Origin of the sequence: Streptomyces sp. WG5 (genome assembly GCF_049974565.1) — a bacterium.
Classification (GTDB): Bacteria; Actinomycetota; Actinomycetes; order Streptomycetales; family Streptomycetaceae; genus Streptomyces.
In genome coordinates this window covers 1-13779 of the sequence record NZ_JBNGGC010000036.1, presented here as the reverse complement: position 1 = coordinate 13779, position 13779 = coordinate 1, and the positions used below count along the sequence as shown (strand labels likewise).

The window sequence follows — 13779 nt, the reverse complement described above, 5'->3', positions numbered from 1 at the left end:
GCCCGGGCGGCGCGCCCCGGGAAACCGTACCCGGATGTCCGAAAGGGGCAGGGAAATGGCTGATCTCAACATACTGATCGCGTTCGACGCGGCCACCATCGTCGAGCGGAACCCCAACGCGTCCAGGAACCCCGACGCGCCGACCCAGGTCGACCACGGCCTGATCTACATGACGACGCGCCAGGACCACATCATCGGCACGTCGGGCGCCGAGCTGAACCTGCGGGCCGAGCCGGGAGACAGCGTCAGGTGGCGGGAGACGACGCTGTCGCTCGGCAGCGACTACAAGGCTCTCCTGTACCGGTACGTCAGCAACGACAACAACGTCCTCATCAGGACACCGGAGATCGAGGTGGTCGACGGCGTCTACCCGATGCCCAAGGAGGGGACCGAAGGCAGCCCGGACTTCGTCACGCAGAACTACCAGGACCACTACTGGCGGACGACGGTCAAAAGGACGGGGAAGGTCGTGTACCACTTCTACTTCCAGATCCTGGACCGCCACCGGCAACTGAAGGGGTACTTCCAGTGGGACCCCTTCATCACCATCGAGAACCCCTGACGGCTCCCCGCCCGGTGTGCACCCGGCGCGCCGCGTGCACACCGGGCGGGGGCGGGGTCCGGGGCCTCAGCGCACCGGGAAGCCGAAGGTGTAGCCCTGCTCCTTGAGCCAGGGCAGGACGCGGCGCAGGGCTTCGACGGTCTGGGAGCGGTCGCCTCCGGCGTCGTGGAAGAGGAGCGTCGGCCCGTTGGGGAGCTCCCGCTCGACGGTGGCGACGATGGCGTCCGCGCCCGGCCGCTCGAAGTCCTTGGTGTCCACGTTCCAGCCCAGCGGGCGCATGCCCCGGGAGGCGGCGAGCTCGCGGCTGTAGGGGGTGAAGGCGCCGCCGGGCGCCCGGTAGTACAGGGGCCGTACGCCTCCCGACGCCTCGGTGATCATGCGCTCGGCGTCGAGGATCTCCTTCGACTGGTAGGCCTCGGACTTCTTGTCCATGGCGGTGTCGTGCGACACCGCGTGGTCGCACAGCCGGTGTCCGGCCGCGACCAGGTCCTTCACGAGGTCCGGGTGGGCCTGCGCCTGCGTCCCCGTCACGCAGAACGTGGCCTTCACCCCGTACTCGCGCAGCACGTCGAGCACCTGAGGGGTCCACACGGGGTCGGGGCCGTCGTCGATGGTGATGTTGACGCCGCGCGGACCCTCGTCCGAGGCGTGCACGATGGTCACATCGACCGGCTCGACGCCACCGCCCGGCGTGGCCGACGCGGTCGCCGTCGGCGACGGGCCGCCCACGGAGCCGGCCTGCGCGGTCCACACCGAGGCGCCGACGGCGAGCACCGTCACGCCGAGCGCCGCCCCGACCACCTTGCCGTACCAGCCCCGCCCGCCACCGTGCCGTGCCATGTCCGCCCCGCTTTCCCGCCGTTGCCCGTCGGGCCTCGGTCGCATCGAGGCCACCTGACAGGACGGAGACCGGCGGCCGGGGGATGCGTCTGTTACCGATCACGGACGATTCCGGCGGAGTTCGCGGACAACTCGGCAGGCGGCGGTCGGAGCGGGACGGTGGCTCGGTGCCGCCTCACCCTTCGTCGCCCGGCATCCCGGCGCCGACGCCGGCAGCCGACGAGACGCGGCGTCTTGCGTGATCGCGGCGCGTGGGCTACCTTCAGGGAAGCGAGACGCAACGTCTCGTGCCGCTCTGCTCCTCGTACCCCTGCCCCGGACGAAAGAGACCCACTTGATCCGTACACCCGCAGCCCCGTCCGCCCGCACCGCCGTCTCCCAGCTCACCGTCACCGACGTCAGCAAGCGCTACGGCCACCACCTCGTCCTGGACCGGGTGTCCTTCACGGTCCGGCCCGGGGAGAAGGCGGGGGTCATCGGCGACAACGGCTCCGGCAAGTCCACACTGCTGCGGCTGCTCGCCGGCACCGCGCGGCCCGACAACGGCGAGGTCCGCGTCGTGGCACCGGGCGGCACCGGGCACCTGGCGCAGACACTCGACCTGCCGGAGACGGCGCGCGTCGGCGACGCCATCGACCTGGCCCTGGCCGAACTGCGCGCCCTGGAACGGCGGATACGGGCCACCGGCGCCGCGCTCCACGGCGCCGACCCGGCCGTGCACGACCGGTACGCCGCGCTCGAGGCGGAGTTCGAGGCGCGCGGAGGATACGGCGCGGACCGCCGGGTCGACGTCACCCTGCGCCACCTCGGAGAGCCCGCCGGCCTGGACCGTTCGCGGCGGATCGGCACCCTCTCCGGCGGTCAGCGCTCCCGCCTCGCCCTGGCCGCGACGCTCGCCTCGGCGCCCGAGCTGCTCCTGCTGGACGAGCCCACGAACGACCTGGACGACGAGGCCGTGGCCTGGCTGGAGGAGCGGCTGTGTGCCCACCGGGGCACACTCGTCGCCGTCACCCACGACCGGGCGTTCCTCGACCGGGTCACCGACACCGTCCTGGAGGTCGACCCGTGCACCCGGGCGGTCCGCCGCTACGGCGACGGCTACCCGGGGTACCTCGTCGCCAAGGCCGCCGAACGCGCCGCGCAGGAGCGGGAGTACGAGCAGTGGCGCACCGAGGTGGCCCGCCAGTCCCGGCTCGCCGACTCGCACATCGGCCGCCTCGGAGCGATCCCGCGCAAAGGGCCCTGGGCCTTCAGCGGCGCGGGCGCGTTCAGGGCCCGCTCACGCGCCCACGGTGCCATGAGCCGCATCCGCAACGCACGCGAGCGGCTGCAGCGGCTCACCGACAACCCGGTGCCCGCACCCCCCGAACCCTTGCGGTTCTCCGCGGACATCGGGGGATCGGCGGACCGCGCGGTGGAGGTGGGAAACCTGTGCGTACCGGGGCGCCTGCTACTGGACTCGCTCCATGTTCCCGCGAGCGGCCGGCTCCTGGTGACCGGTCCCAACGGGGCGGGCAAGACCACGCTCCTGCGCGTCCTGGCGGGCGAACTCGCCCCGGAGCCGGGTGCCACGGTGCGACGGCCCGCGCGGGTCGGACTCCTGCGCCAGGTGGCGGCCCCGGCCCCGGCCGGAGAGGAGAGCCGCTCCCTGCTCGCGGCCTTCGGCGAGGACCGCGCCGACGAACTGCTGGCCCTGGGCCTGTTCCGTGAGGCCGACCTGCCCCGGCCCGTACGGGACCTCTCCACCGGCCAGCGCCGCCGCCTCGAACTCGCCCGCCTGGTCACGGGCTCGCACGACCTGCTCCTGCTGGACGAACCGACGAACCATCTCTCGCCCTCCCTGGTGGAGGACCTCCAGGCCGCCCTCACCTCCTACGAGGGCACGCTCATCGTCGTCACCCACGACCGCCGGCTGCGGTCCGCCCTGCCCGGACCCGTTCTGGAGATCGCCCCGGCCGGCTGACCGGCCGACGCGGTGCGGTGGGCCCGGCCCGGCCCGGACGCAGCCCGCGGCGTCCGGGCCGGGCCCGTGACGAAGAGGGAAGAGACTCAGTCCGAGGTGATGTCGACGGTGACCGAGCCATAGGCGTAGGCGTGCCGCGCGTCACCGTAGTACTGGACGGTGTACTGGACCTCGCCCTTGGCCTTCGGCTGGTCGGTGTAGCCGAACGTGCCGTCCGCGGCGACGCTCGCGGAGCCGATGAGCGTGCCCTCACCCGCCATGGGGTCGTCGATCCGCCAGATGTCGACGGTGTTCCCGGCGCCGAAGCCCACCGGAGCTTCGAGCCTTCCGGTCAGGGTGAGGTCCTGGTTCCGGGGCGACGAGGCGGGGGCCTGCACGGTCACGGCGGTGGCGACCTGCGGGTGGTTCAGGACCCGCAGCGTCAGGGACGAGGAGCCGCTCGTCTCGGTGACCGCGAAGATCCGGCTGCCGTCCGGAGCCCAGGCCAGGCCGCCGGACACGACGGTGGTGTCGGCGTAGTCGGAGGGCTCCGGGAAGTCCCAGGCTGTGTAGGCCGTCGACGTGCCCTGCGCGAACAGCTGCACGTCGGGCCCGGACGGCCCGTAGACGCCCGCGGCTGTCGTGCCGTCGGGGTCGATGGCCACCGCGGTGGGGGACCAGCCGGTGGTGTAGGTGCCGTCGTCCGCAAGGTCGGACGTGCGCAGCACCTGGTGGTAGTGGGCCGAGGCACAGGCGACGACGACCTGCCGGCCGTCCGGTGTCAGGGCGAGGTCCTGCAGGCTCGCGCATCCGTCCGGCCCCGGATCGACGCGCTTCGCCCGGGTGTCGGCCCGGCCGGTGCTCACGTCGTACACCGCCACGGCGGCTGCGTTGCCGTCGGACTCGGCGGCCACGAGCGTGTTCGGATCCCGCGGCGTGGCGGTCAGGCGGGGCGAGCCGCGGAACGTGTCCAGGCCCTGGCCCGTGGTGACGACCGGCTGGGCGCCGCTCAGGTCCAGGGAACCGAGGGCACCCCTCCAGGTGTCGATGCCGTAGCCGAACCAGATCCTGCCTCCGGCCGGCGCGAGGGAGGTCGGGCCGGCATAGGCGCCCGCACCGGTGCCGGTGTCGTACCGGGCGGTCTCCCGCAGGGTGACGGTGTCGATCGCGGCGATCGCGCCGGCGTCGCGGAGCGCCACGTACAGCGTCCTGGAGTCGCTGGACAGCGCGAGACCCCAGGCGCCGTCCGCACCGCCGATCTGCTTCACGACCTGGCCCGTGTAGTCCGTCACCACCACGCTGTCACCGAACGGGTCACTGAGAAAGACCTGCTGATGAGCGGCGTCGACGGCCATGTCCCGGTACGAGCCGATCGGCAGCGCGGCGCTGGTGTCCGCGGTGGCCGCGGCCGTTCCGAGGCCGAGCAGCGAGAGGCTCAGAGCAGCGGAGAGCGCCGCTCTTCCTGCGAAGTGTCTTATGCGCACGTGGTCGGTCGCTTCCTTCAGTGGGACGTCTTCCGGAGGTGAACTCCGCTGGAGGCACGCCGAGCACAGCGGTCAGGCGCTGTGCTCGGCTGCCACTGCCACCGTCGTGATCGACGGGCGGCACTTACCCAGCGCGAACGCCCACCGGGACGTCACACCAGCTGCGCCCTGCGCGTGTCCCGGCAGTGGGCGGAGCACATGCGCGGGCGGAGACCGCATCTGCCTGGGACCGGTCCTGGATCCAGTCGGGGAACACCTGCGCGTTGCGCCGCTTCTCGACCGTGCTCTTCCGTGGGCGTGCCCGGCCGGGGCCGGCCGTGCGCGGTAGCGGCGCGGAGGAATGCGTGCTGTCCTGGAAACAGCCGCAGGAGTGCATGCCGATGCGTCACACCCGGACCTCCGCTCTCGCATCCGCCCGGCCGTCCGCGCCGACCGGAGCGGGCGGAGGACTGCTGCCGGCCCGGGACCTCGCCGCCGCCTGGTTCCTGATCGTCCTGGTCGCGGTGCCCGCCTGGGTGCTGACGATCGGGCAGTCCCGGGGCATGGGGGCCGAGCCCGGCACGATGGGGAGGGCGCTGCCGCTGTTCCTGCTGCTGTGGCTGACGATGATGGCGGCCATGATGCTGCCGTCCATGGCGCCGGTGGCCCTCACGTGGGCGCGCGGGATCGGCCGGCAGTCCTCCGGCAGGACGCGGACCGTGCGCACCGCCGAGTTCGTGGGCGGGTATCTGCTGGTGTGGACCGCCTTCGGCCTGCTCGCCTACGCGGTCCTGGCCCTCACCGGCGGCCTCGTGGACGACCGGCCGGCCGCCGGTCGCTGGATCGGTGCCGTGGCCTTCCTGCTCGCGGGCCTGTACCAGCTCGGCCCCCTCAAGAACGTCTGCCTGCGGCACTGCCGCGACCCCATGGGCCAGCTGGTGCGCTACGCCGGGTTCCGGCACCCGGCCCGCGACCTCCGGGTGGGCGTCCACCACGGCGCCTACTGCGTCGGCTGCTGCGCGGGACTGATGATCGTCCTGGTTCCGCTCGGGGTGATGAACGTGGCGGCGATGGCCGGGCTGGCCGTGGTGATCTTCGTGGAGAAGCTGTGGTCCCGTGGTCCGCTGCTCGCCCGGGGCGTGGGCGTCGCGTTTCTCGTGCTCGCCGTGCTCGCGCCGTTCCAGACCTGGCTGCTGCCCGGCCTGCAGGCGCCGATGCCGGCGATGGACGGCATGTGACGCACCGGGCGCCCTCGAAGACCGTGCGCTCGCTCACCGGGCGAAGCGCCGCCCATGCCGCCCGTCCGGTTTCCGGCGCCCCGCGGACCCGGCCACGGGGCGTGCCGTCTCAGTCGGGGCCGCTCCAGTCGAACGGGAAGTGCTTACTCGACTTCCCCGAGCGTTCCCAGGAGAAGCCGAACGCGTCGGCGCGGTCGGCAGTGGCCCGTCCCCAGGTGGCGACCTGGCCCGGTCCGACCTCGGAGCCCGGGGCGTTGTGCACCTGCACGCGTGCGCCGTCCGGCGTCGTCGGGCCGGTGAGTGCCTCGGCGACGGCCGTGACCCGGCCGGGAACCTCGGCGCGCCAGGTGGCGAGGTCCTCGTCGATCTCGACGTGGACGGGGGCGACGTCCATGCCGCGCATCTCGGGGTGGAACATCTCCCCGAACTGCGCGGGCCACCCGCCCGCCTCACCGCCGAAGACGGCCCTGAGCGCGGCGCGCTGCCGATCGTCGGCTCGTTCGTCGAGGAAGACCGCGGCGTACGAGTCGGAGTGCGTGCCGGTCCAGGGATTGCCGACGAAGGAGCCGAGCATCAGGACGTTGAGATCATCGAGCCGTACATCGCCGAAGCTGCCTTCCCGGATGTGCCAGACCAGTACGCCTTCGCAGTCGCCGTAGGTCGGGGGCTGGGCGAAGGTGCAGGGGCACGGTATGGCGCACTTGCACACATCGAACCAGTCACCGGCCAGGCGCCAGCGCGTAGCGGTGGTGACGTGATCCGTCATCTCGCATCCCTCCCGCCGAGCTCGGGGGAGCTCACTCGGAGTGGCGAGACCGCGTGTCCCGAGTCCGCGCCCGGGATGACGAGGCGGCCTCCCTTCCAGCTTGCACCCCACACTCCGGTAGGGAAACCCCGGCATTCCGGTAGGGAAACCCCGGCATTCCGGTAGGGAAACCCCGGCATCGAGATGCCGGCTCCCGGCTCCGTGGTTCCCCCGGCTCCGTGGTTCCCCTCGGCTCGTGGTGCGTTCGCCCGAGGAGCATCGCGTCCAGGCGCGCGCGACCTGCTGCCGGAGTTCGCCGGCGGCCCTCGGCGGAAGCATGGACAGAGCCCCCTGCCGCTTGTCCCGGGCCCGCCCCGCGCCGCGGCACGGGCAGGAGTCGGCGCTCCACACCGGCGGACCGGAGCGCGCCGCGGGGCCGTCGCCTACTTGCTGACGGCGAACCGCATCAGGGCGTGCTCGTCGCCCTGCTTGACCTTCCCCGTCTCGTTGACGACCTCGAGCTTCCAGGCGCCGCCCACCCGCACGGCCTTGGCCACGGCGCAGGCGTTGTCCTTGGTGAGCAGGCTGGGCCAGATGTCGGCGACCTGCTGGGTGCTGCCGCCGGTGGCGTCGTAGACCTTGAAGCTGATGTTGCGGGCCTTCTGGAAGTCGCTGCCCTTCTTGTAGGCGGCGGCGACGAACACGACGGACGTGATGGGGGCGGGGAGGCGGGCGAACTCGACGGTCACCGTCTCGTCGTCGCCGTCCCCGTGGCCGGTCTGGTTGTCGCCGCTGTGCAGGAGCGAGCCGTTGCCCATGGGGTCGAGGGAGTCGAGGCCGGCCAGGCGTACCGGGTCGCCGCCCTGCAGGGCGACGGCGATGAGGTCGAGGTCGGTGCCGGTCTTGCGGCGGAGCTTGCCGAGCACCCCGCCGCTGCTGCCGGCGGTCGGGTCCCAGGAGACGCCGATGGACAGGTGGGTCACCCCGTCCAGGTCCGCGGGGCCGTCTTCCTTCGTCAGCGTGATCATGTCCGAGTCGTCCTCCGTTTTGCGTGCTTACGGCACAGAGTCTGCCCCGCTCCCTCTGCTCCCGGGTGGGCGGGTGCCGTCTCCGTGCATCCGTGGTCACCTGGGACGATCACGCAACCGAGGAGGCCGGCCTGGCAGGCGGGGACGGCCCGGAAAGCCGCCGTCGCGCGCCGGGTACGGCGGGCGTGGCGGGGCGCCGCGGTGTCGTCGTACCGGCCACCAGGGCTGGAATGCGACCTTGCTGGAAGATCGCGCCGGCAAGAGACTTCTACAGCACTGTAGTTGGCGCCGTGCGGTCGGTGAAGCGTCCGTTTCCGGGCTGCGCCCGTTGTGGAAGGGAGCGGATCCGGTGTTCGGTCTGAGTGAACTGGGTCTGGTGCTGGTCGTGGTGGTCGTCGTTCTCGGGGTCAAGAAGGGGCCCGAGCTGATGCGCTCGGCGGGCAGGGCCGCGCGCATCCTCAAGAGCGAGAAGAAGGCGTTGAAGGATCGCGAGCAGTGAGCTGAGCCGCGGCCCGGGGGGAGAGCGAGGTCCTGCTCCGGCGAGCAGGACCGAAGGCGGCTCCGTCAGACGTTGACGCCGAAGTCGGCGGCGATACCGGCCAGCCCGGAGGCGTACCCCTGCCCCACGGCCCGGAACTTCCACTCTGCGCCGTGCCGGTAGAGCTCGCCGAAGACCATCGCGGTCTCGGTCGAGGCGTCCTCGGAGAGGTCGTAGCGGGCGATCTCCTGGTGGTCGGCCTGGTTGACGACCCGGATGAACGCGTTGCGGACCTGGCCGAAGCTCTGGCCGCGGTTGCCCGCGTCGTGGATGGAGACCGGGAAGACGATCCGGTCCACCTCGGCGGGCACGGCGGCGAGGTTCACCTTGACGGCCTCGTCGTCGCCCTCGCCCTCGCCGGTGAGGTTGTCGCCGGTGTGCTCGACCGAGCCGTCCGGGCTGGTGAGGTTGTTGTAGAAGACGAAGTGCCCGTCCGACAGGACCTTGCCGGAGGCGTCGAGCAGCAGCGCCGAGGCGTCCAGGTCGTAGTCGGTGCCGGTCGTGGTGCGCACGTCCCAGCCCAGGCCGACCAGTACGGCGGTCAGGCCCGGTGCCTCCTTGCTCAGCGAGACGTTGCCGCCCTTGGCCAGGGAGACTCCCATTTGCGTACTCCTTCTCGATGTCTGCGGCGTGACGGAGGGGTGCGGATGACGGTCCGGTCAACGCCGGGAGTTGCCGAACAGCAGCCGGTAGCCGACCAGCAGCACGAGGGCGCCGGCGACGGCGGACCCCCACGTCGCGGCGTCGAAGAACTCCCGCTGCACCGGCCGGTCGAGGAACTCGGCCGACAGCCAGCCGCCCAGGAAGGCGCCGGCGATGCCGATCACCGTCGTGCCGACGCAACCGCCGGGATCCCGTCCGGGCAGGATCGCCTTGGCGATCGCTCCGGCGAGCAGTCCCAGCACCAGCCAGGCGATGACACCCATCCTTCTGCGCTCCTTACCGCCGTGTTGTTCCTGGGGCGAACAGCCCCGGGACAGCCTATCTTCTACAGTGATGTAGAGGGTGTGGTGGGCGGAGGGCGTCTATACGATGTCCGCCCGGGAAACGGGTGGTGGGCGGAAGGGAGACGGGACGTGGCGGACAGTCGGCGTCCCCGGCGGCGGGGGCAGGGCGAGCTGGAGGCGCTGGTGCTGTCGGCGCTGCGGGAGACGGGCGGGCCGGCCACGGCCGGCCGGGTGCACGAGCACCTTGGCGAGGATCTCGCCTATACGACGGTGATCACCATCCTGACCCGACTGCTGGACAAGGGTGTGGTGGCCCGTGAACGGGCAGGCCGTTCGTTCGTCTGGCGGCCGGTCGCCGGCCCGGCGGGTCTGGCGGCACGGAAGATGCGCCGGGTCCTGGACGCGGAGAACGACAGGGAGGCGGTGCTGACCAGCTTCCTCACCGCCCTCGACCCGGCTGACGAACGGCTTCTGCGCGACCTGCTGGCCCAGCCGCGGAGCGACGGAGGAGGCTGACGCCTCATAGAGGCCCCCTCTTCCTGCCGCTTGCCGCTCGACCGGTCTCCCGCCTGGCCGGGCGGCATCGCGGCGGGGCGGTGGGCCGGCGAGGAAGCGGCCCGTGCCGTGGGGAGCCGACGGGCCGTGGCGCATGCGATCGGCAAGGCGGCCGGTGTCGTGCGACGTGCCCGTGGCGACACTGACGGGCATGGCCGAACCGGCGCCGGTGCCGCGCGGGACGGCTGCCCTGCTGAAGCCCGCTCCGGTGCCGCGTGACCGGCCCTCGGTGCCCACCTCGGCGGCGGGAACCGCCGTGTCGGCGATGTCATCGGCGATGTCGTCGGCGATGTCGACGGCGAACTCGGCCGTGACCATGTCCTTCATCCTGCACGCGGCGACACCGCTCTGATCGAGAGGGTCCAGAGCCAGGCGCGACCTGCCCGCGTGACTCCGGCGGAAATCCCGGCGCGGGCCGATGCGGCGGGTTCGCGGCGTTCGGCGACGGTCCGCCGGCCGGGATGCCGGCGGCAGGCGGCACGCGTGCGGCCGTGGGGAGCGGAGCCACCGTGCCCGGCGGTGCGGCTATCGCCAGGCATTCCCTCCAACTTCTACATGACTGTAGAGTTTCGCTCCTCGGCGCCAGAGACGCCGGGTACCGGACACCAGGAACCGGGCGGCACGGCTGAGCGGAGGATCGACCTCAGTGAGCGGTAAGGGAAGGCGGCGCGCTTCTTCGGACAGGCCGGCCCGGCTGACCAGGCGGGGACGGATCCTGCTGTGGGGTGCCGGCGTGTGCTCCGTGCTCATCCTGGGTGTCGCCGGGGTCGGCGCATGGGTCTACCAGGATCTGGACGGCAACATCAACGCCGCCGACGTCGACGGCAAGTTGGGCGGTGATCGCCCCGAGAACCTCAGTCCCGGTTCGAAGAACATCCTGGTGGTCGGATCCGACAGCCGGGACGGCGACAACGCCGAGTACGGCAAGGGCCTGACCACCATGCAGTCGGACACGCTGATGGTGCTGCACGTCCCCGCGAATCGTGAGTGGGCCACGGTCGTGTCGATCCCGCGCGACTCGTGGGTGGAGATATCCGCCTGCGACAAGGGCGGTGGCGCGACGTCCGCACCCCATCACGCCAAGATCAACGAGGCGTTCGCGATCGGTGGTACGAGTGGCGAGGTGGCCGGTGCCGCCGCCTGCACCATCAAGACGGTGGAGGCCGGCACCGGCCTGCGCATCGATCACTTCGTGTCCGTCGACTTCCAGGGCTTCAAGGGCATGGTCAATGCTCTGGACGGCATAGAGGTGTGTCCCGAGGAGGCCATCCACGACAAGAAGGCCCACCTGGACCTGGAGGCGGGTTGCCAGACCGTCAAGGACGAGGACGCGCTCGGGTACGTCCGTGCCCGCTACAGCGTCGGCGACGGATCGGACGTCGGACGCATCGGCAGGCAACAGGAGTTCATGGAGGCTCTGGCCGCCAAGGCACAGTCCAAGCTGACGGACCCCAGCGCCCTCTACGGCTTTCTGCGGTCGGCCACCGAGTCCCTGACGACGGACGAAGGCTTGGCCGGCATCAAGCCGCTCTACGGCCTCGCCTCCTCGCTCAAGGGCATCCCCGGCGACCGGCTCACCTTCCTCACCGTGCCGAACTACCCCCGTGAGGCCGATGTGCCCACGGACAAGGCCAACGTCGTGTGGCAGTACCCCCAGGCGGCCGAGGTGTTCACGTCACTGGCCAAGGACGAGGAGATCCACAAGGAACAGGTGGAGGCGGAGGCGAAGAACCCGGTCCATGCCTCTGCCGTACGAGTGCGCGTCCTCAACGGCACCGGAGTGCCCGGGCGAGCCGCGGCCGTCGCCGAGGAACTGCGTGAGGCGGGCTTCACCGTCGTCGACACGGGCAACGCCGAGGCGAGCAGCAGTACCACGGTGAGTTACCCGCCCGGCTTGGAGCAGCGGGCCGAGGTGCTCGCAAGCAGGACACCCGGTGCGCGGTCCCAGCGGGACGAGGAGGCCGCTGCCGGTCTGCTGACCCTCGTCGTGGGAACCGATCTCGTTCCGGAACGCATCCGGTGAGCAGCGCTTCGCGTGCCTGATCGAACCCGGCCGTCCGCGGGGCGGCCCGCGTCGGGCCGGGCCGCGAGGGGCGGGGAGACTGCCGGAACGGCACACCACTGTGATCGTTCCGGCGTGAGCGCCCGTCTGCCGGTCAGAGATCGAACTCGTGGGGTGACAGGTCGAGGGCGTAGCACGCCTCGCGGACGACGGCCTGTTCGTCCTTGTCGAAGTCCCCGTCGGCGCCGCCGATCACGATGCCGATCTGCACCACGGCCCGGGCCTCGGCGGGCTTCTTCTTCGCCTTGGCGATCTCCTGCAGGACGCCGACCTTGCCGAAGGCGAAGTCGGCGGTCAGCTTGTCCAGGTTCTCCTCGAAGCGGCGGCGCAGGTCGTCGGCGGGGAAGTTCTGCAGCACCTCGTTGGTGGCGATGAGCTGGGCCACGCGCTGCCGCTCGGACGGGTCGACGGTGCCGTCGGCGGCGGCGACCAGCGCGCACATCGCCATGCTCGCGTCGCGGAAGGCGCCGCTCTTGAGGTCGTTCTTCTTCGCCGTGAGCTGCGTCTGCATCTGTGACGCGGACTCCTTGAAGCGGTCCCACAGGGCCATGAACACTCCAAACGGGTCAAGAGGAGCCCCGGCGCGACGCGGCTCGGGGCAGTTGAAAGCTCGTACTGCGGTGGGGAAGCGGATGACGGAGCGCGCGGCTCCGTCCCCGGGGCCCGGCGCGGGCTGCCGGCTGCCGCTCAGTCCTCGCTCTCGTCGTCGCCCTCGAAGAAGTCCCCCACCTCGTCGACGACTTCGGCGGCGACCATGCCTCCGACGACACCGACCGCGAGGCCGGCGGCTCCGGCAGCGATCGCCGTTCCCATGCCGGGGCCCGAGCGCTGGTGGTCGTGGTGGTGCTGCTCGCCGTGTCCGTGGTGTCCGTGGTGTCCGTGGTGTCCGTGGTCGGCGAAGGGCGCGCCGTGCCCGTAGGCGGACCGGTGCTCGACGAGCCGGCGGATCCAGCCGTCGACCTCGGCCGTCCAGTCGCGGGCATCGTGGTGACCGACGGTGAAGCGGGTGAGCGCGTCGTGGCCGGAGGAGAACAGGCCGCCGCGCTTGTCGGCTTCCAGGACCACCTCCAGTCCCGCGGGGTTGGCCAGGAAGGTCAGCTCGATCTCGTTGACCTGGTGCGCGTACTGGGGTGCGGGGGTGAGCTCGATCTCCTGGTAGAAGGGGAGCTGCTGCCCGGTGCCGCCGATGTGTCCGTATTCGAGGTCAGCGGACTTGAAGCCGAAGCCGAGCTGTCCGAGGGCCTCCAGGACCGCTTCCTGGGCCGGCAGCGGTGCAACGGTGAGCGGGTCCAGGTCGCCCTTGTCCTTGGCGCCGGCGACCGCGAGTTCGGTGCGCACACCGAGCACGATGCCCAGGGGCTGCCCGTACAGCTCGGTGACGGGTGTCTCCCAGGGCAGCGTGACGGTGAAGGGAACGCTGCGCGTCTCTTCGGCGGCCAGCCGGAAGCCGCCGCCGACGGTGAAGCGGTCGAAGACGACGGCGCCCTCGCTCTCACCCTCCTCGTGCTCGGCCTCGACCCGGGCCACGAGGTCGAGCGTGACGTGCTCGATGTCGAAGTCGGCCTGACCGCCCTTGAGGTGGACCTGCCCGCTGAGTGCGCCGCCGGGCAGGACGGGGGCCGGGTCGAGGACCGTGTCGACGGTGGGGGCGCCCACGCCGAGTGAGCCGAGAAGTCGCTTGAACACCATGGTGGCGTCCACTCCTTATGCGTGCGTGTGTTTCGTCAGGAAGGTGCCGTGGGGCCCCCCCCCGGGGGGGGGGCCCCCCCCCCCCCCCAACACCCCCCCCAAAGGACCCGCAACGAGGGGGGGGGGGCGGGGGGCCACGGGCGCAAAAAAAAACACCCACGCGCGCCCGG

General features: G+C 71.7%; 14 protein-coding genes and 1 pseudogene. 7 read left to right on the top strand and 8 right to left on the bottom strand.

Annotated features, from left to right (window positions below):
• Positions 1-55: 55 nt before the first annotated feature.
• Positions 56-562 carry an inclusion body family protein gene (locus ACP4IX_RS29735; protein ID WP_426520964.1) on the top strand — a complete coding sequence of 169 codons (507 nt, stop codon included), beginning with the start codon at positions 56-58 and terminating at the stop codon, positions 560-562.
• 66 nt (positions 563-628) lie between these two features.
• Here the strand turns inward: ACP4IX_RS29735 and ACP4IX_RS29730 are convergent, their stop codons facing one another.
• Complete coding sequence (locus ACP4IX_RS29730) at positions 629-1402, bottom strand: polysaccharide deacetylase family protein (protein ID WP_426520962.1); 774 nt, start codon at positions 1400-1402, stop codon at positions 629-631.
• Positions 1403-1736: 334 nt separating this feature from the next.
• On the opposite strand from ACP4IX_RS29730, the gene ACP4IX_RS29725 reads away from it, so the two are divergent.
• Positions 1737-3365, top strand: coding sequence for an ABC-F family ATP-binding cassette domain-containing protein (locus tag ACP4IX_RS29725; protein ID WP_426557615.1), 1629 nt, complete (start codon positions 1737-1739; stop codon positions 3363-3365).
• Positions 3366-3451: 86 nt separating this feature from the next.
• Here the strand turns inward: ACP4IX_RS29725 and ACP4IX_RS29720 are convergent, their stop codons facing one another.
• Positions 3452-4828: a YncE family protein gene (locus ACP4IX_RS29720; protein ID WP_426557613.1), complete on the bottom strand. Its 1377-nt coding sequence runs from the start codon at positions 4826-4828 to the stop codon at positions 3452-3454.
• A 380-nt stretch (positions 4829-5208) separates the two neighbouring features.
• On the opposite strand from ACP4IX_RS29720, the gene ACP4IX_RS29715 reads away from it, so the two are divergent.
• Complete coding sequence (locus ACP4IX_RS29715) at positions 5209-6045, top strand: DUF2182 domain-containing protein (RefSeq protein WP_426557611.1); 837 nt, start codon at positions 5209-5211, stop codon at positions 6043-6045.
• A gap of 109 nt (positions 6046-6154) precedes the next feature.
• On the opposite strand, the gene ACP4IX_RS29710 is transcribed toward ACP4IX_RS29715, so the two are convergent.
• A complete protein-coding gene (locus tag ACP4IX_RS29710) occupies positions 6155-6811 on the bottom strand; it encodes a DUF1326 domain-containing protein (RefSeq protein WP_426520954.1) in 657 nt (218 codons plus the stop codon).
• 422 nt (positions 6812-7233) lie between these two features.
• Positions 7234-7818 carry a TerD family protein gene (locus tag ACP4IX_RS29705; protein WP_426520952.1) on the bottom strand — a complete coding sequence of 195 codons (585 nt, stop codon included), beginning with the start codon at positions 7816-7818 and terminating at the stop codon, positions 7234-7236.
• A gap of 349 nt (positions 7819-8167) precedes the next feature.
• Between ACP4IX_RS29705 and ACP4IX_RS29700 the strand changes: the two genes are divergently transcribed.
• Complete coding sequence (locus ACP4IX_RS29700; protein WP_426520950.1) at positions 8168-8317, top strand: twin-arginine translocase TatA/TatE family subunit; 150 nt, start codon at positions 8168-8170, stop codon at positions 8315-8317.
• 65 nt (positions 8318-8382) lie between these two features.
• Here ACP4IX_RS29700 and ACP4IX_RS29695 read toward each other — a convergent pair whose 3' ends face one another.
• The gene (locus ACP4IX_RS29695; RefSeq protein ID WP_426520948.1) at positions 8383-8958 is read right to left on the bottom strand and encodes a TerD family protein; all 576 of its coding nucleotides are present in this window, start codon (positions 8956-8958) and stop codon (positions 8383-8385) included.
• Positions 8959-9015: 57 nt separating this feature from the next.
• Entirely contained in the window at positions 9016-9282 is a 267-nt protein-coding gene (locus ACP4IX_RS29690) for a GlsB/YeaQ/YmgE family stress response membrane protein (protein WP_426520946.1), read from the bottom strand.
• 150 nt (positions 9283-9432) lie between these two features.
• On the opposite strand from ACP4IX_RS29690, the gene ACP4IX_RS29685 reads away from it, so the two are divergent.
• The 3 genes and pseudogenes from ACP4IX_RS29685 to ACP4IX_RS29675 all read left to right on the top strand — a co-directional run bounded on the left by ACP4IX_RS29685 (position 9433) and on the right by ACP4IX_RS29675 (position 11881).
• A complete protein-coding gene (locus ACP4IX_RS29685; protein ID WP_426520944.1) occupies positions 9433-9819 on the top strand; it encodes a BlaI/MecI/CopY family transcriptional regulator in 387 nt (128 codons plus the stop codon).
• 72 nt (positions 9820-9891) lie between these two features.
• Positions 9892-10210: pseudogene (locus ACP4IX_RS29680) on the top strand (M56 family peptidase); the annotation flags it as partial.
• A gap of 342 nt (positions 10211-10552) precedes the next feature.
• Positions 10553-11881, top strand: a complete 1329-nt coding sequence (locus ACP4IX_RS29675) for an LCP family protein (protein ID WP_426557673.1) — start codon at positions 10553-10555, stop codon at positions 11879-11881.
• Between the two features lie 133 nt (positions 11882-12014).
• On the opposite strand, the gene ACP4IX_RS29670 is transcribed toward ACP4IX_RS29675, so the two are convergent.
• Positions 12015-12470, bottom strand: coding sequence for a tellurite resistance TerB family protein (locus ACP4IX_RS29670; RefSeq protein WP_426557609.1), 456 nt, complete (start codon positions 12468-12470; stop codon positions 12015-12017).
• 137 nt (positions 12471-12607) lie between these two features.
• Entirely contained in the window at positions 12608-13609 is a 1002-nt protein-coding gene (locus ACP4IX_RS29665) for a sporulation protein (RefSeq protein ID WP_426557607.1), read from the bottom strand.
• Positions 13610-13779 lie beyond the last annotated feature (170 nt).

Coding starts and splice junctions, on each gene's coding strand:
- ACP4IX_RS29710 (WP_426520954.1), bottom strand. CDS start 6,811: ATGACGGATCACGTCACCACCGCTACGCGCTGGCGCCTGGCCGGTGAC.
- ACP4IX_RS29670 (WP_426557609.1), bottom strand. CDS start 12,470: ATGGCCCTGTGGGACCGCTTCAAGGAGTCCGCGTCACAGATGCAGACG.
- ACP4IX_RS29695 (WP_426520948.1), bottom strand. CDS start 8,958: ATGGGAGTCTCCCTGGCCAAGGGCGGCAACGTCTCGCTGAGCAAGGAG.
- ACP4IX_RS29665 (WP_426557607.1), bottom strand. CDS start 13,609: ATGGTGTTCAAGCGACTTCTCGGCTCACTCGGCGTGGGCGCCCCCACC.
- ACP4IX_RS29690 (WP_426520946.1), bottom strand. CDS start 9,282: ATGGGTGTCATCGCCTGGCTGGTGCTGGGACTGCTCGCCGGAGCGATC.
- ACP4IX_RS29730 (WP_426520962.1), bottom strand. CDS start 1,402: ATGGCACGGCACGGTGGCGGGCGGGGCTGGTACGGCAAGGTGGTCGGG.
- ACP4IX_RS29705 (WP_426520952.1), bottom strand. CDS start 7,818: ATGATCACGCTGACGAAGGAAGACGGCCCCGCGGACCTGGACGGGGTG.
- ACP4IX_RS29715 (WP_426557611.1), top strand. CDS start 5,209: ATGCGTCACACCCGGACCTCCGCTCTCGCATCCGCCCGGCCGTCCGCG.
- ACP4IX_RS29735 (WP_426520964.1), top strand. CDS start 56: ATGGCTGATCTCAACATACTGATCGCGTTCGACGCGGCCACCATCGTC.